The 22,364-nt window shown below is 45.5% G+C and carries 22 protein-coding genes; 19 read left to right on the forward strand and 3 right to left on the reverse strand.

The window, feature by feature from the left end; all coding sequences use genetic code 11:
* Positions 1-26 precede the first annotated feature (26 nt).
* From kdsB to murB, 3 genes are read left to right on the forward strand one after another with little or no spacing between them, the layout of a single operon-like run.
* A complete protein-coding gene (kdsB, locus tag OQE68_RS24835; protein WP_180567033.1) occupies positions 27-803 on the forward strand; it encodes a 3-deoxy-manno-octulosonate cytidylyltransferase in 777 nt (258 codons plus the stop codon).
* Positions 787-1,272, forward strand: a complete 486-nt coding sequence (locus tag OQE68_RS24840; protein ID WP_353618519.1) for a low molecular weight protein-tyrosine-phosphatase — start codon at positions 787-789, stop codon at positions 1,270-1,272. Before kdsB ends, OQE68_RS24840 begins: the two co-directional genes overlap by 17 nt.
* Positions 1,272-2,282, forward strand: coding sequence for a UDP-N-acetylmuramate dehydrogenase (gene murB, locus OQE68_RS24845; protein WP_180567034.1), 1,011 nt, complete (start codon positions 1,272-1,274; stop codon positions 2,280-2,282). The genes OQE68_RS24840 and murB overlap by 1 nt, the downstream gene beginning before the upstream one ends.
* A 107-nt stretch (positions 2,283-2,389) precedes the next feature.
* Here murB and OQE68_RS24850 read toward each other — a convergent pair whose 3' ends face one another.
* On the reverse strand, positions 2,390-5,137 hold the full coding sequence (locus OQE68_RS24850; RefSeq protein ID WP_180567035.1) for an Rne/Rng family ribonuclease: 2,748 nt from the start codon (positions 5,135-5,137) through the stop codon (positions 2,390-2,392).
* Positions 5,138-5,785: 648 nt separating this feature from the next.
* On the opposite strand from OQE68_RS24850, the gene rluC reads away from it, so the two are divergent.
* From rluC to sppA, 3 genes are read left to right on the forward strand one after another with little or no spacing between them, the layout of a single operon-like run.
* Positions 5,786-6,730, forward strand: a complete 945-nt coding sequence (gene rluC, locus OQE68_RS24855; protein ID WP_180567036.1) for a 23S rRNA pseudouridine(955/2504/2580) synthase RluC — start codon at positions 5,786-5,788, stop codon at positions 6,728-6,730.
* A 17-nt stretch (positions 6,731-6,747) separates the two neighbouring features.
* Positions 6,748-7,446 carry an HAD family hydrolase gene (locus OQE68_RS24860; RefSeq protein ID WP_180567037.1) on the forward strand — a complete coding sequence of 233 codons (699 nt, stop codon included), beginning with the start codon at positions 6,748-6,750 and terminating at the stop codon, positions 7,444-7,446.
* Between the two features lie 22 nt (positions 7,447-7,468).
* Entirely contained in the window at positions 7,469-8,446 is a 978-nt protein-coding gene (sppA, locus tag OQE68_RS24865; RefSeq protein ID WP_180567038.1) for a signal peptide peptidase SppA, read from the forward strand.
* A gap of 73 nt (positions 8,447-8,519) precedes the next feature.
* Here the strand turns inward: sppA and OQE68_RS24870 are convergent, their stop codons facing one another.
* A complete protein-coding gene (locus tag OQE68_RS24870) occupies positions 8,520-9,110 on the reverse strand; it encodes a Maf family protein (RefSeq protein ID WP_180567039.1) in 591 nt (196 codons plus the stop codon).
* 127 nt (positions 9,111-9,237) lie between these two features.
* On the opposite strand from OQE68_RS24870, the gene OQE68_RS24875 reads away from it, so the two are divergent.
* The 13 genes from OQE68_RS24875 (at position 9,238) to OQE68_RS24935 (ending at position 20,206) form a co-directional block, all read left to right on the forward strand.
* On the forward strand, positions 9,238-9,771 hold the full coding sequence (locus OQE68_RS24875; RefSeq protein WP_180567040.1) for a YceD family protein: 534 nt from the start codon (positions 9,238-9,240) through the stop codon (positions 9,769-9,771).
* Between the two features lie 10 nt (positions 9,772-9,781).
* Positions 9,782-9,964 carry a 50S ribosomal protein L32 gene (gene rpmF / locus OQE68_RS24880; RefSeq protein ID WP_180567041.1) on the forward strand — a complete coding sequence of 61 codons (183 nt, stop codon included), beginning with the start codon at positions 9,782-9,784 and terminating at the stop codon, positions 9,962-9,964.
* A 3-nt stretch (positions 9,965-9,967) separates the two neighbouring features.
* Positions 9,968-10,993: a phosphate acyltransferase PlsX gene (gene plsX, locus OQE68_RS24885; RefSeq protein ID WP_180567042.1), complete on the forward strand. Its 1,026-nt coding sequence runs from the start codon at positions 9,968-9,970 to the stop codon at positions 10,991-10,993.
* Between the two features lie 277 nt (positions 10,994-11,270).
* Positions 11,271-12,221, forward strand: coding sequence for an ACP S-malonyltransferase (gene fabD, locus OQE68_RS24890; protein ID WP_180567043.1), 951 nt, complete (start codon positions 11,271-11,273; stop codon positions 12,219-12,221).
* Between the two features lie 55 nt (positions 12,222-12,276).
* Entirely contained in the window at positions 12,277-13,023 is a 747-nt protein-coding gene (gene fabG, locus OQE68_RS24895) for a 3-oxoacyl-ACP reductase FabG (protein ID WP_180567044.1), read from the forward strand.
* Between the two features lie 145 nt (positions 13,024-13,168).
* Positions 13,169-13,402, forward strand: a complete 234-nt coding sequence (gene acpP, locus OQE68_RS24900; RefSeq protein WP_163833906.1) for an acyl carrier protein — start codon at positions 13,169-13,171, stop codon at positions 13,400-13,402.
* Positions 13,403-13,884: 482 nt separating this feature from the next.
* Positions 13,885-15,123 carry a beta-ketoacyl-ACP synthase II gene (gene fabF / locus OQE68_RS24905; protein ID WP_180567045.1) on the forward strand — a complete coding sequence of 413 codons (1,239 nt, stop codon included), beginning with the start codon at positions 13,885-13,887 and terminating at the stop codon, positions 15,121-15,123.
* A gap of 164 nt (positions 15,124-15,287) precedes the next feature.
* On the forward strand, positions 15,288-16,187 hold the full coding sequence (gene pabC, locus OQE68_RS24910; RefSeq protein WP_180567046.1) for an aminodeoxychorismate lyase: 900 nt from the start codon (positions 15,288-15,290) through the stop codon (positions 16,185-16,187).
* The gene (gene mltG, locus OQE68_RS24915) at positions 16,160-17,212 is read left to right on the forward strand and encodes an endolytic transglycosylase MltG (protein WP_180567047.1); all 1,053 of its coding nucleotides are present in this window, start codon (positions 16,160-16,162) and stop codon (positions 17,210-17,212) included. Before pabC ends, mltG begins: the two co-directional genes overlap by 28 nt.
* Positions 17,213-17,232: 20 nt before the next feature.
* On the forward strand, positions 17,233-17,874 hold the full coding sequence (tmk, locus tag OQE68_RS24920) for a dTMP kinase (protein WP_180567048.1): 642 nt from the start codon (positions 17,233-17,235) through the stop codon (positions 17,872-17,874).
* Positions 17,867-18,871, forward strand: a complete 1,005-nt coding sequence (locus OQE68_RS24925) for a DNA polymerase III subunit delta' (protein WP_180567049.1) — start codon at positions 17,867-17,869, stop codon at positions 18,869-18,871. Before tmk ends, OQE68_RS24925 begins: the two co-directional genes overlap by 8 nt.
* A gap of 28 nt (positions 18,872-18,899) precedes the next feature.
* Positions 18,900-19,253, forward strand: a complete 354-nt coding sequence (locus tag OQE68_RS24930) for a PilZ domain-containing protein (RefSeq protein ID WP_180567050.1) — start codon at positions 18,900-18,902, stop codon at positions 19,251-19,253.
* Positions 19,254-19,429: 176 nt separating this feature from the next.
* Positions 19,430-20,206: a TatD family hydrolase gene (locus tag OQE68_RS24935; RefSeq protein WP_180567051.1), complete on the forward strand. Its 777-nt coding sequence runs from the start codon at positions 19,430-19,432 to the stop codon at positions 20,204-20,206.
* Positions 20,207-20,344: 138 nt separating this feature from the next.
* Here OQE68_RS24935 and OQE68_RS24940 read toward each other — a convergent pair whose 3' ends face one another.
* On the reverse strand, positions 20,345-22,324 hold the full coding sequence (locus OQE68_RS24940) for an acetoacetate--CoA ligase (protein ID WP_180567052.1): 1,980 nt from the start codon (positions 22,322-22,324) through the stop codon (positions 20,345-20,347).
* Between the last annotated feature and the right edge of the window lie 40 nt (positions 22,325-22,364).

Below are 22,364 nucleotides of genomic sequence, written 5' to 3' on the forward strand. Positions count from 1 at the left end.
CTTATACTACTGAAGCTATTTCTCTTATGAAATTCACAGTTGTCATACCTGCTCGTTATGCATCAACCCGGCTACCAGGTAAGCCACTATTGCTAATTGGCGATAAGCCAATGATTCAGCATGTATATCAGCAAGCATTGCAAAGCCAGGCTGCTCGGGTAGTGGTAGCCACGGACCATCAAGGAATTGCTGAGGTGGTTCAATCTTTTGGTGGAGAAGTTTGTCTAACTGCGGCTAATCATCCTTCAGGCACTGATCGGGTGGAAGAAGTGGCTAGGAAATTGGCTTTGGCTGATGATGAGGTGGTGGTGAACATTCAGGGGGATGAACCATTGATTCCTCCTTCAGTGATTAATCAAGTAGCTGGTTTGCTTGGCTCGCAACTTGAGTGCGAAATGGCCACATTAATTGAGTCAATTACTGAAGTTGATGACTTGTTCAACCAGAATGTTGTGAAAGTGGTATTAAATGCCCAAGGGGAAGCCAGTTACTTTAGCCGTGCGCCAATACCTTGGAGCCGGGAGCAGTTCAATTTAGCACAGCTACCTACTCAGTTACCTTCGGGCCCATTTTATCGGCATATTGGTATTTATGGTTATCGGGTAGGGTTGTTACATCGTTATGTTAACTGGCCTGTGGCGCCAACTGAGCAACTGGAGTGTTTGGAGCAGCTGAGAGCTTTATGGCAGGGTGTCAAAATAGCCGTGGCACAGGCAGTTGAGGTGCCACCTATTGGTGTTGATACTGAGCAGGATCTAGCTAAGGTGCGGCTGTTGGTAGAGGGAAATGCAGATAATGATTAATGTGATGTTTGTGTGCCTAGGCAATATCTGTCGCTCGCCGACAGCCCATGGCATATTTCAGCAGATGGTTGTAGATGATGGGCTGGCTGACCGAATTCAAGTCGCTTCATCAGGTACCTCAGCTTATCATATTGGTGAGCCGCCTGATGGGCGGTCTCAGCAGGCGGCCAGTCAGCGAGGCTACGATCTCAGCTGGATACGCGCACAACAAGTCACTCTCGATGATCTTGAGGCTTATGACTACATTCTGGCTATGGATAAAAATAATCTATCCGCATTAAAGCAGCTGGCTCCAGTTAATCACCATAATAAACTAAAGCTTTTTATGAGCTTTGCTCAACAGCAGAGCGAAATGGAAGTTCCAGACCCCTACTATGGTGGAGCAAATGGCTTTGCCCAGGTGCTGGATTTAGTGGAAATGGCTGCACAAGGGTTGTTGCAGCAAATTAAGCAGGAACATCCGTTGTAATGACTTTATCAGTAAAGCGCCAGGTAGCCCTGCAATCTCATCATACTTTAGGCTGCCCTGCCTCGACAGAGTACTGGGTTGAAGTGCGTTCACTTAGTGAGCTGACCAAAGCGGTTCAATACGCAAAATCCCACCAATTAACGCTGCTTCCTTTAGGGGGTGGTAGTAATGTGGTGTTTACTCAACACTTTGAGGGGCTGATCGTCAAAATAGCTATACAAGGCAAACAGATTGTAGCTCAGCAAAATGGTCAGGTGATTGTAGAAGCAGGTGCTGGTGAAAGCTGGCATCAGTTTGTGTGTTGGGCGCTTCAGCAAGGATTATCAGGTCTAGAAAATCTCTCGTTGATTCCTGGTACAGTCGGGGCTGCCCCCATTCAGAATATTGGAGCTTATGGAGTTGAGTTAAAAGATGTTATGGAAAGCCTATGGGCATTTAACCAGGAAACAGAAGAAATTAAGCAATTTTCTGTTGATGAATGTCAGTTTGGCTATCGAGAAAGTATTTTTAAGCAGCCGGACTCCCCCTGGATTATTGCTAAGGTCGCCTTTAGGCTAAATACTGAGTTTCAGCCAAAGCTTCATTATTATCCATTGAGCCAGCTACTAGCTGATAAACCAGTAACGCCTGAGCTAGTCAGTGATACTGTGTGCTATATTCGTTCTAGTAAACTACCAGACCCCTCAGTACTGGGTAATGCCGGCAGCTTTTTTAAAAACCCAGTTATTTCCCAAGCGCAGCTTAAGGCAATTCTTCAGTCTTACCCAGAAGTACCCCACTATCCAGCAGCTAATGATCAGGTAAAACTGGCGGCTGGCTGGTTGATAGAACGGTGTAACTTCAAGGGCCAATACCTAGGAGAAGTAGGGGTGCATGATAAGCAAGCGTTAGTGATTGTTAATAAAGGAATGGGTACAGGTAGTGAAGTGATGGCGCTTGCCAGTCAGATTGCTGAAAAAGTAAGTGAGCAATTTGGAATTGAGTTGGAAGTAGAACCAAGAGTTTACTAGGTTAGTTTCAGATAGTTTCTTCAATAGTTTTTCCAGCTTAAAAAACCAAACTAGGAGGGCATGCCCTCCTAGTTTGGTTTTAGCTTGAAGTGCTTAGCCAAGTAGAATCAGCTGGCTTCCTCTGAGTTGATTGTGGACTGCTTAGTATCTTGTCCCTTGCCTTTGTCAGCAGCAGCTTCAGTTTTAGCAGGTTTTGCTTCTGCTTCGCTGGGCGCTTTAATTTCAGTGACCAAAGAAGTTGTAAAGCTGGTCTGGGTTTCTGACTCAGCTTTGGTAGACTTCACGTCTTCAGTAATCTCTGGCTTGAAAGTCACAGCGACAGATTCCTGAGCAGCTGGCTCAGACTGTTTCTTGTCAGCAGCCTGCTTTGCCTGTTGACGGCGCGCTTCTCTTGGATCATTTAAAGCTCGACGTCTCTGGCGTCTTTGAGGAGCAGCAGCTACCTCTGAAGGTTGGTTCTCACTAGGCTGCTCTGATGACTCAGTAGTCGTCGCCAATTTTTGCTTGTCTGCTGGTTCTGACTGCTTTTGTGGTTCAGCACTAGCTTTTTGCTCGAAGCCAGTTTCAGTAACTGGTAAAGGCTGCTTTTCTGTAACTACAGGTTGTTGTGGTTCAACAGGTGTAGTGTTGTGAGCTTTACCCTCAACTGCTTTGGGGGCAGACTTGGGTTGTGCTTCAGCTGTTGCTGGAATTTGTGTGGTGGTTGTCGTAGGTTGAGTCTCGGAGACTGTCTCAGTTACCTGTGAACTGTCATTGTAGTCACGTCCTCGCTGTGATGGGCGATTGCTACGACGCTTGTTGGGTGAGCCGTTTCTAGGGCGACGCTTTGGAGAGTCGCTTTCAACAGTCTGTGTTGGTGTCGCAGCGCTTTCCTGGCGGTCTTGGCTGGTGGTTGGCTGCGCTTTGTCTTCATAGCGAGAGTTTGAGCGACGAGAGGGGCGTTCTTTTTTATAGCCTGTCTCTTCAGTGAACTCTTGCTTGTTATCCCGACTGGGCTTGTTGTCGTAGTCACGGCCTCGGTTTGGTTTATTCTCATAGTCAGAGCGACTGCGGCGACCTGCTGGGCGCTCAGTAGAGCGCTCGGAGCGAGGCTTTTGCTGTTGGCGTTGCTGTTGTGGCCGCGATTGGTTGTAGCTACGCTGCTCCTTAGCGGCTGGTGGAGGTGCTACTTTAGTTTCTTCCGGGCTAAAAATGCCAGATAAAGAACTGACAATAGACTTAAACAGACTTGGCTTAGCTGGTACTGGCGCAGGCTCAGTTGGCTCAATGTTTTTAACAGCTGCTTCAGGTTTAGGTGTATTGCGAACAGTTGAAAATTCAACATCTACTGGTTCTAAGTCGCTGACAATCTCATAGCTGCTTTCAGTTGTTTGAGTTTGTAAGTGATCTTCCCTTAGACGCTGCACTTCAAAATGAGGTGTGTCTAAATTTGGATTGGGAATCACAACCACACGAATGCCATAGCGCTGCTCAATATCTGTAATCAATGAGCGCTTTTCATTTAGTAAAAAGGCGGCAATGGTGATAGGAACCTGGGTGCGAATTTCAGAGGTGCGTTCTTTTTGTGCTTCTTCTTCAACTACGCGCAGGATTGATAGTGACAGTGAGCCAACATCACGGATAGAGCCCTGACCATTACAGCGAGGGCAAACTACGCCACTGGTTTCACCTAAGGAAGGCCTTAGTCGCTGGCGGGACATTTCCATTAAACCAAAGCGAGAAATCCGGCTGACTTGCACTCGGGCGCGGTCGACTTGAAGTAGTTCACGCATCCGGTTTTCGACTTCTCTTTGATTGCGGATAGGGCCCATATCGATAAAGTCGATAACAACCAAGCCGCCAATGTCTCTTAACCGAAGCTGGCGAGTAATTTCCTCAGCTGCTTCTAAATTGGTTTGTAGCGCTGTTTCTTCAATATCACCACCACGGGTTGCCCGAGCAGAGTTAATATCAATAGACACCAGGGCTTCAGTAGGGTCAATGACAATGGAGCCACCAGAAGGTAACTTTACTTCACGCTGAAAGGCGGTTTCAATCTGGCTTTCAATTTGGAAGCGATTAAATAGAGGTGTGCTGTCATCATACAGTTTGATCCGGTTTTGATATTGTGGGATCACCTGTTGGACAAATTTAAGAGCCTCTTGATGAACGGTAGCGTCATCAATCAGTACTTCACCAATATCCTGGCGCAAATAGTCACGGATGGCACGAATGATAACATTGCTTTCCTGGAAGACTAGGAAGGGAGCAGGTTGCTCCGCTGATGCCTCTTTGATTGATTGCCAAATTCTGAGTAGGTAGTTCAGATCCCATTGAAGCTCTTCATGAGTACGGCCTAAGCCAGCGGTTCTGATGATAACACCCATCTCAGGTGGAATCTCCAGCTTGCTTTTGGCTTCTCTCAGCTCAGCGCGTTCATCCCCTTCAATCCGTCTTGAAATACCACCAGCACGGGGGTTGTTTGGCATAAGCACCAAATAGCGACCCGCCAGACTGACCAGAGTGGTTAAAGCAGCACCTTTGTTACCGCGCTCTTCTTTATCAACTTGAACAATGATCTCCTGACCTTCAGAGACAACATCTTTGATGTTGAGGCGGCCAGGACCTTGAGGTGAGTTAACAAAGTATTCTCTGGCAATTTCTTTAAGAGGAAGAAAGCCGTGGCGTTCAGCGCCAAAATCAACAAACGCTGCTTCCAGGCTGGGCTCAATACGGGTTATTTTTCCTTTGTATATATTGGCTTTTTTTTGTTCTCTTGAACCAGACTCAATATCTAAATCATATAACCGTTGACCATCAACAAGGGCAACTCTTAGCTCTTCCTGCTGAGTTGCGTTGATTAACATTCTCTTCATAGAGTTTTGTAGTACCTGTTTATTAATTGAATGCTGACTAACTCAATAGGTCAGGCACCACCTATCATTTTATTGTGTAGGCGCTATACCGCTGCTTGTCACTCTTCCTTCTATGATTGGTTGTCAGGTTAGCTTCAGGGTTACGAGTAAGTACTGTATTTAACGTTGTAACGACCTAGCTTTGCTGCTTTTACCAAGCGACCCTTTCATGTCGGGTTTAATCACCTGTGCGGAGTTTTTGCAAGTTTGGCAACATAGGTTGTTAAGGTTGCTGGTCGTTCTATCTGCATGCTAACGACAATTTATCTCCACACTTACACAGAATCTGATATGGTGCTTCTATTGATTAGTAGCATATTTATTATACACACCTCTAATATAGTGAAATTGTGTGGTGTGTATGCCCTAATCTTAATAATTTCAATTACTTATATGCTTTTAGCCAGTTGCACTATAGAAATAAGCCAATGCAATTGACGGCTGCAACTGGTTACTATGGTCTTAAATCTTGAGTGATTGCCATAACGTTTAACCAGTGACCTAATTATAGCAGGGGCCAAATATATCAGTAATTTATAAGTGCTTCAATTAATACAAAAAATGCTAAACTAGCGCTCTTATTATTGGTTAGCCCTCCAAGAGTTGTACGTGAACCTTAATCAAACTGTCCAATATTTAACTATTGATGCCGAACAAGTAGGCCAGAGGCTGGATAACTGGCTAATGGCTCGCCTAAAAGGTGTTCCTAAAAGCAAAATTTATCGCATTATTCGCAAAGGGGAAGTGCGTGTAAATAAGGCGCGAGTAAAACCTGAGTATCGTGTTTTGGCAGGAGATATAGTACGAGTTCCACCCATTCGTGTTAGCCAAACAACACCGGTGGTACAGCCCCATCAGAAGGTGCTAAAAGAGCTAGAGCAGTCAATTTTATATGAGGATAACCAGCTTTTGGTGTTGAATAAACCAGCAGGGCTGGCTGTTCATGGCGGAAGTGGGATTAGCTATGGTGTGATTGAAGGGTTAAGAAAGCTACGTCCTGATTGTAAGGGACTAGAGCTAGTCCATCGGTTAGATAGGGATACCTCTGGCTGTTTACTGGTTGCTAAGCGGCGTAGTATGTTGCGTTATCTTCATGAGATTATTCGTCAGGGCAACATTGATAAGATTTATCGCACGGTTGTGTTAGGTCGATGGCCAAAGCGGCGACAGCAGATAGCGGCACCTTTACGAAAAAACGAGCCACGGGCTGGAGAGCGGATAGTTAAAGTGGATCCCCAAGGTAAACAGGCTTTAACAGAGTTTACTGTATTAGAATATTATCCAGAGGTGACTCTTGTTCAAGCTAAACCTATTACGGGGCGAACCCACCAAATCAGGGTTCATGCTCAGTACGCAGGCCACCCTATTGTAGGGGATGAGAAATATGGTGACTTCGCTATTAACCGCCAACTAAAAGCAGTAGGCTTCAACCGATTGTGCCTGCATGCAGCCCAGCTATCTTTCGACTTGCCTGATGGCACGCCATTTTATGTTGAAGCACCACTGCCTGAGTCAATTTTACAACCACTTACGCAATTGAAGTCAAACAGCTGAACTTGTTAGGAGCCTTAATGGAGATATCGTTGTTCCAAGGTGATTTACCTGCCAATGCAAAAGCTAAGCATTATTCATTAATTGTATTCGACTGGGATGGTACTTTGGTTAACTCAATTAGCCGTATAGTCCATAGCCTGAAAGCGGCGGCAGAGGCAAGCCAGCTGCCCATATTAACTGAAGAGGCTTACGAGGATGTTATTGGATTGGGTATGCCAGAAGCCACTATGAAGTTGTATCCAGAGCATGCTAATAGCCATGAGCAATTTCGTAATCAATATCGTGAGTCTTATTTAATAGCGGAGGCCAAACCAGCTCCTTTGTACTCTGGTGTTGAGCAAGGGTTGATACTATTGAAGCAAGCAGGCTATCGGTTAGCTGTTGCCACAGGAAAAAGCCGTCGTGGTTTGAATCGTATGCTAAATCAGCGAGCGTGGCATGATTTATTTGAAGTGACTCGCTGTGCAGATGAAACCCGCTCTAAACCTGATCCTCTCATGCTAACAGAAATTCTGGATGAAACTCAGTTAACGGCAGAGCAGGTATTGATGGTGGGTGATTCAGAGTATGATGTGGCAATGGCAGCGGCAATCAATATTGACCGTGTGGCAGTTACCTATGGAGTTCACGCTAAACAGCGTTTATTGGATCATTCGCCAATAAAGTGTGTTGATCAATTTCAAGAGCTGGTAAACTGGCTGGTGGACATAAAGTAGTCATATTGGAGCTTTGTTTGGAATGAGTGGAGAGAATCTTAATATACCACCAGAAAAAGATCGGCAGTGGTTATTAATTGAAAATCTGGTGGGTGGAATCCTGGTTGAGCAGCGTCGTTCTCGGCGTTGGGGAATTTTCTTTAAACTGCTGACCTTCTTTTATTTATTTTTGTTTCTGGTTTATGTCATTGCTATGGCTGCCAATATGAATATCAGTAAGGCAGCGAAGGGAAGTGAATATACAGCAGTTATCAATGTGAATGGTGTGATTGCAGCTGATGAGCAAGCCAGTGCAGACAATATTGTGACAGGGCTACGCGCTGCATTTGAAGATAAAAAGGCTAAAGCGGTCGTATTGCGAATCAATAGCCCTGGTGGCAGCCCAGTGCAATCCGGTTATGTTTATGATGAGATCAAGCGACTACGTGAGCTGCACCCTGAAAAGAAAGTGTATGCAGTCATTGCTGATTTAGGAGCATCAGGTGCCTATTATATCGCTTCTGCAGCAGATGAAATCTATGCTGATAAAGCCAGCTTAGTCGGCTCGATTGGGGTGGTAGCTTCAGGTTTTGGTTTTGTTGAGGCTATTGATAAGGTGGGTGTTACCCGCCGTGTTTATACTGCAGGTCAGCATAAAGGCTTTCTTGATCCGTTCTTGCCACCTAAAGAGGATGAAACGGAGTTCTGGCAGGATGTACTTAATACCACTCATCAGCAGTTTATTGGTAGTGTAAAAAAAGGTCGAGGTGAACGCCTGAAAGATGATCCCAAGCTTTTCAGTGGTTTAGTTTGGTCAGGAGAACAAGCCGTGACGTTAGGGCTGGTTGATGGCTTGGGAAGTACCAGCTATGTAGCCAGAGAAGTAATTGGTGTTGAGGAACTGATTGATTTTACACCGCAGGAAAATCCCCTGGAGCGCTTTGCTAAGCAATTAGGGACAAGTATTGGTTCAGGTCTTAGCCAGTCACTTGGTGTTAACAACACCATAAAACTGCAATAGCACAAGCAAAAGCGACGTGTTTAGATTAGGAAGGCTGATGAGCCTTCCTGTTTCTTCTATGGCTACAGGGCCTTTAAAGTACTTTTACCTCCATCCTTTCCAGCATGTCCACTAGCCTAATCAGTGGCAGTCCAATTAAACTGTTTGGGTCGTCGGTTTCCAGTTTGGAAAATAAGGCAATACCTAGCGACTCGCATTTAAAACTACCTGCACAATCGAAAGGTTGGTCTATTTGTAAATATCGACTAATAGTCTGGTCTGTTAGTGTTTTGAATGTCACTTTAGTTTGTGATGCTTCATAAAGATGCTCTTTAGTCTTGCAATTCCAGACGCATAACCCTGTATAAAAAACAACGGTATTACCACTGCTGGCTCTTAGCTGTTGCTGGGCGTTTTGAAAGTTACCTGGCTTGCCTAAGAGTTGGCCTTTAAGGCTGGCTACCTGATCAGAGCTGATTATTAGGTGATTGGTGCCTCCATAACTTTGGGCAACTGCAGCGGCTTTAGCAATGGTCAGGCGTTTTGTCATTTGCTCTGGTGGTTCATTATTTAGCGGTTTTTCATCAATATCTGGTGATCTGCATAGGAAAGGTAGTTGTAGCTTGTTTAGTAATGCTTTGCGGTAGGGTGAACTGGACGCTAGGATTAGTTGAAAATCAGTCATTTGCAGTATTAATAGTTAGCAGCTTAACTTTAGTGATGTTAGATAATAATGCGCATTAGCTGTTTGCACCAGAATCGGCAATAAACCCTTTGACAGCTACCACTACTATGCCTATCATTGCGCGCTTATGTCAGAAGGTCATTTACCCAAAACAGTTGATCCCCGACGGCTGGCTAAACAAAATGTCAGTTTCAAGGGGTGTTGGTCTGTTGTTACTCTTGAGCAGTTAACTAATTACCTTACTAGTACTGAAGGTGAGGTTGAGGTTGACTTGAATTTTTTTCAGGATGCAGAAGGCCACTTTAATATTTCTGGGCAGTTAACTGCCCAAGTGCAGATGACTTGCCAGCGCTGTTTGGAGCCTGTTTCACTTAGTGTAACGAGCGATATCCAGCTGGCTGTTGTCTGGAGTGATGAATCCGGCAAGCAATTGCCTGATGACCTGGATCCAATCGTGGTTGCTGATGAGCATCTTTCATTAGCCAGGTTGATAGATGAAGAGCTTATTCTAAATCTACCCATTGTACCTGCTCACGAGGACCCAGTTTGCCAGCCGCAAATGGAGTGGTTGGATCCTGATGCTGAAGATGATTCAACGGTATCAGAGCAACCCAAGAACCCATTCGCTGTGTTGGCTTCCTTGAAAAAGTCGAAGACTTAAGGAGCTTTTCATGGCTGTTCAACAAAACCGTAAAACTCGGTCTAAGCGTGGTATGCGTCGTGCACACGATAGCTTGACGAGTGCTGCGTTAACTGTGGATGCCTCCACGGGTGAAACCCATCGTCGTCATCATGTTTCGCCAGATGGCTTTTACCGTGGTCGTAAAGTCGTAGCTAGCAAAGACGACGAGTAATCCTTGACCCAGTTAACGACCATTGCGCTTGACGTAATGGGTGGGGACCTGGGTCCCCGCAGCACCATAGCTGCTGCCGTTCAGTGGTTAAAGCTTCAGCCTCAACATTCTTGCCAATTAATTCTCGTGGGTGACCGTGCCCTCATTCAACGTCACTTAAACACCTTTCCTGATTATTCTACTCAGTTTGATATTGTTCATGCCCCAGATGTTATTGGAATGGCAGATAAGCCAACCTGGGCATTGCGTGCGAAACCAAAGGCCTCTATGCGTCAAGCAATTGAGTTAGTGGCATCGGGTCAGGCTGATGCCTGTGTGAGTGCGGGTAATACGGGGGCTCTGATGGTGATTGGTCGGTATGTGCTGAAAACACTGCCCGGTATTGATCGGCCTGCGATAGTCAGTCGGTTACCTACTCAGAAGGGGGTAAGCTATTTACTGGATTTGGGGGCCAATGTTGATTGTCATTCAGAGCATTTATATCAGTTTGCTGTGCTGGCAGCATTACTGGTCAAATGCTTACATAGCATAGACTCTCCAACTGTTGGCTTATTGAATGTAGGTAGTGAAGCAATAAAGGGTAATGAGCAAGTTCGGCTGGCAAGGCAGCTGATTGAAAGTAATCCAAAGCTTAACTTTACAGGTTATGTTGAAGGTAATCAGCTATTTCAAGGTCATACTTCGGTTGTTGTTTGTGATGGTTTTGTTGGAAATGTGGCTTTAAAAACCAGTGAAGGGTTGGCAGAGTTTATTTTAGCTTCACTACAGGAAATGGCAGAACCCTGGCTAAAAAGCCCATTAACTCGCTGGTTGACTAAGCGTTTTTTTCATAAGCTGCACCAACAAATTGATCCTAGGATATACAACGGCGCCTGCTTGCTAGGCTTGCAAGGAACTGTGGTAAAAAGCCATGGCCATGCAGATAGTGTAGGTTTTAGCTCGGCAATTGAGCAGGCTTATCAGCAAGCACAGCTTAAGCTACCTCAAGTGTTGAATGAAGCCCTAGAAGCTTGGCTCGAAATAGACTAGTGCAGTGTCTTGTAAACAAAGCATATGCAGCTGCTCAGTTGATGTTTGAAATTTTTTTACCGCATCTGTTGCCTGATAAAACAGATAAGCGTGTTGTGTGTTATTTTTTTGCTTTCTGCTTTTGTCATTGCTTAGCTGTTAAATAAAAAATAAGTAGTAATTTTACTGTTAAATAAGACACATTGTTTAGATTAATAATTTCTCAGATACTTTTTTGAATATTTCGCTTATAATGGCGACTTTTTATTGACTGATAAGTCAGAGGATTGCAATTTAAATGACGACACAATTTGCCTTTGTTTTTCCCGGCCAGGGATCACAACAAGTAGGTATGCTGTCAGCAATTGCTGCTGAGCAGTCAGTGATTCAGGAAACATTTGCTGAGGCATCTGCTGCACTTGGCTATGATTTGTGGCAGCTGGTTCAGCAAGGACCGGCTGAATCACTGAATCAAACTGAGCAGACCCAACCAGCAATACTCACTGCTAGTGTGGCTCTATGGCGTTTATGGCAAGCCAAAACGGCAGCTACTCCTGTGCTGGTGGCTGGGCATAGCTTGGGAGAGTATTCGGCCCTGGTTTGTGCAGAGTCCCTGCCATTAGCTGATGCGGTTAAGCTGGTCAGGCTGAGAGGGCGCTTAATGCAAGAAGCTGTTGCTGAAGGTGAAGGAGCGATGGCTGCAGTAATTGGTCTTGATGATGGGGCGGTAGCAGAGGCTTGTACCGAAGCAGCTGAGCAGCAAGTAGTAGCCCCTGTTAACTATAACTCTCCTGGCCAAGTTGTGATTGCTGGACACCGTGAGGCTGTTGAGCGTGCCATGGTTTTGGTAAAGGATAAAGGCGCTAAAAAAGTCATGCCTTTACCGGTTAGTGTGCCTTCTCATTGTTTGTTAATGAAACCGGCTGCAGAGAAGTTAGCTGAAGCACTAGCCGAAATTGATGTAAATCAGCCCAAGATACCTGTGTTGCAGAATGTGACTGCTTCAACAGCAGATACTATAGAGCAGCTTCGAGAAAATTTAGTGAAGCAATTATATAGCCCTGTATTATGGGTAAATACTGTTCAGGCGATCGCTGATGCGGGTGTTGACACTATTTATGAGTGTGGTCCTGGTAAAGTGTTATCTGGCTTAAATAAGCGCATTAATCGTCGTTTAACAGTAGCTTCATTGGAGCAGTTTGAAGCACTTGAAGCGGCGCTCGCTGCGCTAAATGCTAACTTTAGTTAGCTAAATGCCAATGAATTAATAGTTAGTTGAACTCATTTGATAACTGAGAGAAACAATGGATTTAACTGGAAAAGTCGCCCTGGTTACAGGGGCAAGCCGGGGTATTGGTCAAGCTATTGCTAAAGCGTTAGCTGAGGCAGGCGCTACCGTTGCTGGGACAGCAACCTCTGAAAAAGGTGCTGAGGCTATTACTGCCTATTTAAAAGAGCTGGGTAATGGTGGGCAGGGCTTCGTTTTAGATGTAAGTGACGATGCCTCTGTTGAGCAAAGCTTGAAAAACATTGCTGATACACTGGGTGGTAACCCGTTAGTAGTCGTTAATAATGCGGGTATTACGCGTGACAATATATTAATGCGTATGAAGGCAGATGAGTGGGATTCAGTGATTAACACCAATCTTACTTCTCTGTACCGGGTGAGCAAAGCTTGCTTGAGAGCAATGACAAAAGCCCGTTGGGGGCGCATTATTAATGTTAGCTCTGTGGTAGGCTCCATGGGCAATGCAGGGCAAACTAACTATGCAGCGGCGAAAGCTGGGCTTGAAGGGTTTACCCGTTCATTAGCAAGGGAACTGGGCGCACGTAATATTACAGTGAATGCAGTAGCCCCTGGCTTTATTGATACGGATATGACTCGTGAGCTGCCAGAAGCGCATAAAGAAACATTACTAGGGCAAATTCCGCTAACTCGGTTGGGGCAACCAGAGGAAATTGCAGCAGCAGTTAAATTCCTTGCCAGTGAGCCTGCAGGCTACATTACGGGCGAGACTCTCCATGTAAATGGGGGTATGTACATGGGATAATTGATAATTCCCATTGTACTCCCCAAAAGTGCTGCTAGAATACCCGGTAATTTTTGGGGGTGGTGAAACTTGCATTCATCACACACGTTTTTATACACTTACCTCTGCAGCGAGACTGCATAACTAGATAGGAGCAGAACAAGGTATGAGTACCATTGATGAACGCGTCAAAAAAATCGTTTGCGAACAATTGGGCGTTAAAGAAGAAGAAGTGACAAATGGCGCATCTTTTGTTGACGATCTTGGCGCTGATTCTCTAGACACTGTTGAGCTGGTCATGGCTTTAGAAGAAGAGTTCGAAACCGAGATTCCTGACGAAGAAGCAGAAAAAATTACAACTGTTCAAGAAGCGATTGATTACGTTATTAATCACCAGTAATTTTATTTGCTTCTCGTTCGTTTAAATAAAAAGCCGTTCATATTCTGAACGGCTTTTTATTTGTGGCTTATTTTTGTTGAGCTTGAAGACAGTGCTATACGCTGTATTTTTGGCAGTACAGCTATTTATAGTGATTCGACAAAGGCTTGTTTCAATTTTGATATGCGTTTAATAAAATATTGCTCAGCGATTTACGCCTCATAGGGGCTGACCTTGTCTTTTGGTAGTGTTGTTTAAAAAACGTTGAATCCTGTTTCAAGCTAAAATTATCAGTGTATACCCAATGTGTGGTGTTTGGAGTTTCATAAAACCGTAGAAATTCCTTAATATTTTTTTTTGCTCGTTTGTCGTAAAACAAGCGGCGTTTAATTAAACAACTAATTGATTTGTAATTGTGGAAGAAATATCTGCATCAATATCGTTTATTATTGCTGCTTTATATTCTTCGTTGATAGCTAGCTATTTATTTGGGGAGAGCATTAGTGTCTCGCAGACGAGTGGTGATTACCGGTTTAGGGCTTGTGACTCCATTAGGAAATACGGTTTCAGCTACCTGGCAAAAAATACTAGCTGGTCAAAGTGGCATCAGCACTATTGATTTTATGGATGTAGCAAACCTGCCGACAAAGTTTACAGGTGCCATCAAGGACTTGGATATTACTGAATATATGCCTGCAAAACAGGCCCGCAAAATGGATATGTTTATTCAGTACGGTTTGGTTGCAGCCATTCAAGCCATAAAAGATGCTGGCTTTGAAGTTTCTGATGCCAATGCAGACCGGATTGGTACGGTGATTGGCTCCGGCATAGGAGGAATCTCAACCATTGAGCAGAATGTGCAGATTCTCAATCAATCAGGGCCGAGGCGAATTTCTCCTTTCTTTGTTCCAGCCTCGATTGTCAATATGGCTAGCGGCCAGTTATCCATGATGTATAACCTTCGGGGCCCAAATTATGCCATTAGTACTGCCTGTACCACAGGTACTCACTGTATAGGGTTGGCAGCACGCAATATTGCTTATGATGAAGCTGATATCATGGTGGCTGGAGGAGCTGAAAAAGCTTCAGCTGCTATCGGTATGGCAGGCTTTAGTGCTGCAAGGGCATTATCGACTCGCAATGATGACCCAGAAAAGGCCAGCCGCCCTTGGGATAAAGATCGTGATGGTTTTGTCTTGAGTGATGGGGCAGGAGTATTGGTGCTAGAAGAGTACGAGCATGCTAAGCGTCGAGGCGCCACTATTTATGCAGAGCTGACAGGCTTTGGTATGAGCGCCGATGCCTTTCATGTCACAGCACCGCCTGAAGATGGCCGCGGAGCACTCAAAGCAATGGAGAATGCCTTAAAAGATGCCAGATTGTCTCCTGAGCAAATTAATTACATCAATGCTCACGGCACTTCTACACCAGTAGGTGATGTGGCAGAGTCACGAGCAGTTGAACAGCTAATGGGTTCCCACGCGACTGTATTGGCAATGAGCTCAACTAAATCAATGACGGGGCACTTATTGGGTGCTGCAGGCGCAATTGAGGCGGCATTTACTGCGTTGGCTATTCGTGATCAGATCGCACCGCCTACCATCAATTTAGATAACCCCGATCCTGAGTGCACGCTCGACTATGTGCCACATGAAGCACGATCGCTGGCGATAGAGTATGCACTATCAAACTCTTTTGGATTTGGTGGTACGAATGCTTCACTAGTATTTGCCAAAGTCTAACCTCTGGCTCAAGTAAGCTGTTATTGATAAAAAGAGTGTTGCAAAAGTGCTTTAAATCAAGTTCCTTTTCCCCTGTGGCGGTGTTGCGAAAAGGTACTGGAGAAACACCCTATTACTTCTTATCCCTGTTTTAGCGATAACTTCAAAGAGAGAGGGTGCTAAAAATGACTTTTGCGACACCCTGTAAAGAGGTAGATAGGTTGGCTGAACAATGTCGATTGAATAGCTGTTGGCTAAATGGTGAGGCAGTTACTGGCTTGCCAGCAACAGATCGAGGGTTGCACTATGGTGATGGCTTGTTTGAAACGATTCGAGTGGATAACAAGCAGCCTATTTGGTGGCAGCAGCATTTAGAGCGGCTTAGGCTTGGCTGTCAGCGCCTAGGCATAACCATTGAGCCAGGTATTGTTGAGCAAGAACTACAGGGTTTTATCGCTGAGCAAAAGGATCATGGCATCGTAAAGCTTATGATTACCCGTGGCTCAGGTGGTCGTGGTTATAGCCCCTCAGGTGCCAATCAGCCAGCTCGGCTGCTGTTATGGTACCCATTGCCCAACTATCCTGCGAAAAATTTTCAACAAGGTATTCAGCTATTTGACTGCCAAAGCTTATTGGGGCATCAACCTTTACTGGCAGGCTTAAAACACCTGAACCGACTTGAACAAGTGCTGGCTCGGCAAGAGTGGAATGATAACCAGTTTGCAGAAGGGCTAATGCTGGATTTGAACCAGCATATTGTAGAAGGCACAATGACCAATGTTTTTTGGGTGGCCGATAATGGTGAGTTGCACACGCCAAACCTAAATGATTGTGGAGTGGCTGGCGTTTGTCGCCAGTTTGTGCTTCAACAAGCGCAACAACGGGGTATTGCAACGACGCAGGAGCGTTATACTGTTGCTGACCTTGCCAAGGCCAAAGAAGTATTTGTCTGTAATAGTGTGATAGGAATCTGGCCAGTCAGAGCTTACCGCCAATGGTCTTGGCCTCTAGGCTCCTTGACTCAGCAGTTGCAGGCGCTGATAAATGCTGTAATGCCATGCGAACGTTTATTTTCAAAACAATAACATTGTTGCTTTTTCTTGCCGGTATCGCTTTAGTCGCTGCTGCCTGGGCGCTAATTTATGGGGTTGATATGTATGGTCAGCAGCCCTTGAAGGCCCAACAGCAAACCACTCTTACCATTGCTAGTGGCTCTTCTGTCAAGCAGATTGCTCAACAGTTGAAATCACAAGGGCTGGTTGAATATGACTGGCTATTTGCACTTTACATAAGAGCCAAAGGTAAAGCACAACAGCTTAAAGCCGGAGAGTTTGAGCTACAAGCAAGTGCTAATCACCAGGATTTATTAAATACACTTGTTAATGGTAAACAACGGCAGTACAGCATAACGTTGGTTGAAGGCTGGAATGTCAGGCAAATGCTGAGAGCTATAACCAAGCACCCTCAAATTACCCATACCTTACCAGTATCAGTAGATCAAGAAAGCTTACTGGAGGCGCTAGGACAAACGAGTAAACATGCAGAGGGCTTGTTTTTTCCTGATACCTATTTTTTTACTGCAGGTATGAGTGATAAAGACTTGCTACTGCGTGCATATCGCAAGATGGATAAGGTGCTTACAACAGAGTGGCAGCAACGCAAAGAAGGGCTCCCTTATCAATCGCCTTATGAAGTGCTCATCATGGCCTCAATTGTGGAAAAAGAGACAGGCGCTGCTGGTGAAAGGCCGCAAATTGCTGGTGTGTTTACTCGCCGTTTGGAAAAAGGGATGCGGTTACAGACTGACCCTACGGTTATTTATGGGTTGGGGGATAAGTACCAGGGCAACTTGACCCGTAAGCACTTGCGTCAACCGACCCCTTATAATACTTATACCATCAAGGGCCTGCCTCCTACGCCGATTGCATTACCTGGAAAAGCAGCAATTGATGCAGTATTAAATCCTGCACCGGGTAAGTCTTTGTACTTTGTAGCTAAAGGGGATGGTAGTCACTACTTTTCTGCAACGCTTAAAGAGCATAACCGGGCTGTGCGTAAATATCAGTTAAACCGGCGCGATAACTATCGCTCTCAACCAGTTAATAATTAAGTAATTTTAAGCAAAATACCATGTCAAAACTGAAATCAGGTCTATTCATTACCGTGGAAGGCTCTGAAGGGGTAGGCAAGTCTACCTGTATAGCATTTATTAAAAACTGGTTACAGACGAATGGTCTGCCTAATATAGCCACCAGAGAGCCAGGGGGAACCCCCTTTGCAGAAGCAATCCGTAACTTATTGTTGACCCCTCAGCAGGAGCCTGTTGCTGATATCACTGAGTTATTGTTGATGTTTGCGGCCCGTGCGCAACATATTGAGCAGGTAATCAAGCCTGCTATGGCTGAGCAAAAGGTGGTGGTTTGTGATCGTTTTACAGATGCTACATATGCCTATCAAGGCGGTGGGCGAGGGGGCGATGTCCTTCAAATCAGTCAGCTTGAGCAACTTGTGCAGGGCTCACTTAGACCTCACGCTACACTGCTGCTAGACATGTCTGTGGCAGATGCGTTACAGCGAGCGGCTAAGCGAGGAGCACTAGATCGTATTGAGAGCCAGACCATCGATTTTTTTGAGAGGGTCAGGCAGGCCTACTTGGAAAGAGCCAGGCAATATCCTGAACAATTCTACCTTATTGATGCAAGTCAGCCCCTGGAACAGGTTCAGCAGCAGGTTGAACAGGTATTGGCCAAGGTTGTAAAACAACATGCTTAGCTTTGAGGCTAAGCCGTTACCCTGGCAGCTATCGCAATGGCAGCAGCTAATGTCCCAGCGTCAGCAACAAAAGCTGGCTCATGCTTATTTACTGCATGGTATGCCTGGGGTAGGGAAACTGCATTTTGCCCAACTATTTGGTCAGTTGCTGCTGTGTTTGCAGCCAAATGTAAACACTGCTGCACCTTGTCAGCAATGCAAATCATGCCTGTTGTTTAATGCAGGTTTTCATCCGGATATGTTGCAGATTGCACCGGAAGGAACTGGCAAGCCTATTAAAGTTGATCAAATCCGGCAGCTGATTGATTTTGCAGCCAAAACCGCCCAGCAGGGTGGCTATCGGGTGATTATTATTGACCCCGCGGATGCCATGAACATCAATGCTAGCAATGCTTTGCTGAAGTGTCTGGAAGAGCCTGGCAGCAATACGATTCTATTGTTACTGAGTGAACAAACCAGTGCGCTGCTGGCAACCATCAAAAGCCGTTGTCAGGTACTGGCATTTCCACTTCCAGGATTAGCGTTAGCGAAAGACTGGCTGCTACAGCAGTCGTTGCCTGACAACGACTTAGGAAAATTATTAGTAGCCGCTCATTACCAGCCCCTGACAGCCTTAACTTTCCACAAGGAGCAGCGGCTGAAGCAACGTCAGGCATTGCAGGCTTGCTTGGCCGCGATTACCAAAGGACAGAAAACCCCTGTGGCTGCTGCTCAAGAATGGCTCGATGAAGATTTACTCTGCCTATTTGACTGGCTGGTAGACTGGTTGGCAGAGATGATTAAGTGGGCGATGGCAAAAGATGCGACATTCATCAAAAATCAGGATATGCTTAAAATGTTGAGTTATGTTTCAACTAAAGCAGGTGTAACTCGACTCTATGGTTATTATATGTGGCTGTCTGAACAGCGTCAGCGGTTGTTGGGTGCGGCAAACCAGAATAAGCAGTTAATGTTAGAAAACCTGTTTATTGGCTGGCTTCATCTAACAATCCATTAGATTGATTGAATACAGTTAGGCTGTTGTCATGAAACCTCCTAAGTTTGGTCCACGAAACGGAATCTTGTCATTAACCATTAAGGATAAAGCAGTGCTCTATGCGGCTTATATGCCCTTTGTGGGGAATGGTGGGCTGTTTATTCCAACTAATAAGACTTATCAGTTAGGCGATGAAGTGTTCTTGCTGCTTAATTTGATGGATGAGCCAGAAAAGATTCCTGTTGCAGGTAAGGTGGTATGGATCACTCCAAAGGGCGCTCAAGGTAACCGTGCTGCAGGTATAGGGGTGCAATTTAACGGTCAGGATGATATGGCTCGAAATAAAATTGAAACCTACCTGGCCGGAGCGCTACAGTCTGATAGACCGACCCATACTATGTAAAACTCATTGTTAAAAAGTTCTCCTAAGCCCGTGTTTTTACACGGGTTTTTTCTTTATTTTAAGAAATTACTTTAAGTGGTATTTTACAGTATCCAGTAATACCAAACATTACAAATTCACTTTATTGATTAAAATGGGTAATACCCAGTACGTATTACAGGTTAGGTTCTGTTGTTATGTTAATTGACTCACATTGTCATTTAGATCGTATTGATTTAGCGCCTTATCAAGGTGATTTATCAGCTGCTTTGCAACAAGCGAGCAGTCGTGGGGTTGCTGGCTTTTTAGCAATTGCTGTAGATAAGGACAATATCAACCCAGTGGTTGAGATAGCGCAGTTATATGACAATGTCTGGGCCAGTGTAGGTATTCATCCATTATCAGCCGCTGAAGGGTCACTGCCTGCTGAGGAGCTAATCAGCCATGCCATCCAAGAAAAGGTAGTGGCAATTGGAGAAACTGGGCTGGATTATTACTATGATCAACACTCCCAGGCTGAGCAGCTCCAATCATTTGTGGACCATATAGCGGTTGCAAAACAGCTGAACAAGCCGCTGGTCATTCATACTCGCCAAGCCAAAGCAGACACGCTAGCACTTCTGCGTTCAGAAGGGGCTGAGCAAGCAGGTGGTGTTTTACATTGCTTTACCGAAGACTGGGATATGGCCAAGCAAGCCATGGATTTGGGCTTTTACATTTCAATTTCTGGGATTGTGACTTTTAAGAAAGCGACTAATGTCCATGAAGTCGCTAAAAAAGTCCCTCTAGATCGCCTATTAGTGGAAACCGATTCGCCTTATCTGGCACCAGTGCCTTATCGTGGTAAGACCAATGAGCCGCAGTATGTAGTGGAAGTAGCGAAGTGTTTGGCTGAATTACGGGGTGAATCATTTGAGGAGCTAGCTCAGCAAACGACGAAGAATTTTTTCAGGCTGTTTACTGGAGCAAGGTAGTGCAGCTGATGTTCTTAAGGGAGGGGTAGGGAAGTGATACAGAACCTTATGAGGCATGGATGCCGATTAGAGCATCCAGGGACGGACTTGCTGCGTGTTCTGGATCGCTTCCCTAGCCCTTACACTAAAGTGATCAAATTACTCTTCTAACAACTCTTTCCGATCCTTAAAATACTCCAAAGCCTCAGGGTTAGCTAAAGCATCAGTGTTATCCACGGCTTCGCTATGAATCACCTTTCGTACTGCTAGCTCGACTATTTTGCCACTAATAGTACGGGGGATGTCAGCGACCTCCAATACTTTGGCTGGCACATGGCGAGGCGAGGTGTGCTCACGAATGGTTTTTTTTATGGTGGTGATCAGCTGTGCAGTGAGGTGTACACCGGGTTTGAGTTTCACAAACAACACTACCCGCACATCATCCTGCCATTGCTGACCTACTGCAATACTTTCCAATACTTCTGGCACTTGTTCCACTTGACGGTAAATTTCGGCAGTACCAATTCGGACACCGCCTGGGTTCAGTACCGCATCCGCACGACCATGGATAATGACGCCACCTTGCTCTGTTAATTCGCCATAATCCCCATGGCACCAAATGCCTGGAAACTTGCTGAAATAGGCTTTGTGATATTTGCTGCCATCTGGGTCTTGCCAGAAACCGATAGGCATAGAAGGGAAAGGCTGTTTACAAACCAGCTCGCCTTTCTCACCAGTGGTTGCCTCGCCAGCTTCATTGTAAAACTCCACAGCCATACCTAATCCACGGCATTGTAACTGACCACGATAGACTGGCAGGGTAGGATTGCCCAAGGCAAAGCAGGAAATAATATCGGTACCACCAGAAATAGAAGATAAGCAAACATCCTGCTTGATATCTCGATACACATAATCAAAGCTTTCGTGGCTGAGGGGAGAGCCGGTGGATAAGATGGCTTTCAGCGCAGCTAGTTGATGTGACTGAGCGGGCTTCACTTCTGCTTTTTCCAGGGCTGCAATATATTTAGCGCTGGTACCAAACACAGAAATTTGCTCTCTTTCAGCCATATCCCACAGCACAGAGGGCTTAGGGTGGAAAGGGGAACCATCATAAAGCACCAAGGTAGCACCAGAGGCTAACCCACTAACCAGCCAGTTCCACATCATCCAGCCACAGGTGGTGAAATAAAAAAGCACATCCTGGTCAGTGATGTCAGTATGCAATTGATGCTCTTTCAAATGCTGAAGGAGGGTGCCACCTACACCGTGAACAATACACTTCGGTTTTCCCGTGGTGCCAGATGAATACAAAATAAAGAGCGGGTCATCAAAGGCGCATGACTCGAAGCATAATTGATAATCGGCCGGTGGTGTTGCCAGTAGCTCTGCCCAGTCAGTGCTCTTAGAATGCTCACTAACATCCAGAGGCTGCTCCAAAAATTGAAGAATAATCGTGTGCTGGACATTGGGTAATTGTTGCTGAATTTCCTTCAACTTGGGGCGGCAGTCAATCACTTTGCCGTTGTAGTAGTAACCGCTGCAGGCAATAAACACTTTAGGTTCAATCTGGCCAAACCGATCGACTACCCCATGGGTACCAAAGTCAGGTGAGCAGGAAGACCAGACTGCACCCAAGCTCGTTGTCGCTAACATGGCAATAATGGCTTCAGAACAGTTAGGTAGCATCCCCGCCACCCGGTCACCCTTTGCTACCCCCATGGCTTTGAGCTGATAACTGACAGCCGTGACTTGCTCAAACAGCTGGGCATAGCTGAGTTGCTGGCGGCAGCCTGACTCATCATAGCTAATGATGGCAGGATGGTTATCACGGCGACTGAGTAGATGCTCAGCGTAGTTAAGGGTACTACCCTGAAACCACCGTACTTTGGTAAATAATTGGGCATCCTGCATGGGTTGTTCATTGGTTAAGGTTTGCTGAGGGGGGCGATGAAACTTCATCTGGCAGAACTCAGCGATACTCCTCCAAAAGGTCGCAATATTTTCAATGGACCACTGATATAGGGCAGAGTAATCAGGTAAGGAGCATTGTTGCTGTTGTTCAAGGTATTGACGAAACTGGGTGATTCTCGCTTGCTGGATACGTTCAGCAGAGGGCTGCCAAATCGGATTGTCCTTCATTTTACTTTCTCAACTGGTCTACTACGGGCGTAGTATGGGT

The sequence above is a fragment of the Spartinivicinus marinus genome (genome assembly GCF_026309355.1).
Lineage (GTDB): Bacteria > Pseudomonadota > Gammaproteobacteria > Pseudomonadales > Zooshikellaceae > Spartinivicinus > Spartinivicinus marinus.

What these genes read in the sequence shown, in the direction of transcription:
- rpmF (WP_180567041.1), top strand. Translation starts at nt 9,782, where the DNA reads ATGGCTGTTCAACAAAACCGTAAAACTCGGTCTAAGCGTGGTATGCGT.
- fabG (WP_180567044.1), top strand. Translation starts at nt 12,277, where the DNA reads ATGGATTTAACTGGAAAAGTCGCCCTGGTTACAGGGGCAAGCCGGGGT.
- OQE68_RS24840 (WP_353618519.1), top strand. Translation starts at nt 787, where the DNA reads ATGCAGATAATGATTAATGTGATGTTTGTGTGCCTAGGCAATATCTGT.
- OQE68_RS24930 (WP_180567050.1), top strand. Translation starts at nt 18,900, where the DNA reads ATGAAACCTCCTAAGTTTGGTCCACGAAACGGAATCTTGTCATTAACC.
- tmk (WP_180567048.1), top strand. Translation starts at nt 17,233, where the DNA reads ATGTCAAAACTGAAATCAGGTCTATTCATTACCGTGGAAGGCTCTGAA.
- pabC (WP_180567046.1), top strand. Translation starts at nt 15,288, where the DNA reads ATGACTTTTGCGACACCCTGTAAAGAGGTAGATAGGTTGGCTGAACAA.
- OQE68_RS24870 (WP_180567039.1), bottom strand. Translation starts at nt 9,110, where the DNA reads ATGACTGATTTTCAACTAATCCTAGCGTCCAGTTCACCCTACCGCAAA.
- OQE68_RS24925 (WP_180567049.1), top strand. Translation starts at nt 17,867, where the DNA reads ATGCTTAGCTTTGAGGCTAAGCCGTTACCCTGGCAGCTATCGCAATGG.
- acpP (WP_163833906.1), top strand. Translation starts at nt 13,169, where the DNA reads ATGAGTACCATTGATGAACGCGTCAAAAAAATCGTTTGCGAACAATTG.
- kdsB (WP_180567033.1), top strand. Translation starts at nt 27, where the DNA reads ATGAAATTCACAGTTGTCATACCTGCTCGTTATGCATCAACCCGGCTA.
- mltG (WP_180567047.1), top strand. Translation starts at nt 16,160, where the DNA reads ATGCGAACGTTTATTTTCAAAACAATAACATTGTTGCTTTTTCTTGCC.
- sppA (WP_180567038.1), top strand. Translation starts at nt 7,469, where the DNA reads ATGAGTGGAGAGAATCTTAATATACCACCAGAAAAAGATCGGCAGTGG.
- OQE68_RS24875 (WP_180567040.1), top strand. Translation starts at nt 9,238, where the DNA reads ATGTCAGAAGGTCATTTACCCAAAACAGTTGATCCCCGACGGCTGGCT.
- OQE68_RS24940 (WP_180567052.1), bottom strand. Translation starts at nt 22,324, where the DNA reads ATGAAGGACAATCCGATTTGGCAGCCCTCTGCTGAACGTATCCAGCAA.
- murB (WP_180567034.1), top strand. Translation starts at nt 1,272, where the DNA reads ATGACTTTATCAGTAAAGCGCCAGGTAGCCCTGCAATCTCATCATACT.
- OQE68_RS24935 (WP_180567051.1), top strand. Translation starts at nt 19,430, where the DNA reads ATGTTAATTGACTCACATTGTCATTTAGATCGTATTGATTTAGCGCCT.
- OQE68_RS24850 (WP_180567035.1), bottom strand. Translation starts at nt 5,137, where the DNA reads ATGAAGAGAATGTTAATCAACGCAACTCAGCAGGAAGAGCTAAGAGTT.
- OQE68_RS24860 (WP_180567037.1), top strand. Translation starts at nt 6,748, where the DNA reads ATGGAGATATCGTTGTTCCAAGGTGATTTACCTGCCAATGCAAAAGCT.
- fabD (WP_180567043.1), top strand. Translation starts at nt 11,271, where the DNA reads ATGACGACACAATTTGCCTTTGTTTTTCCCGGCCAGGGATCACAACAA.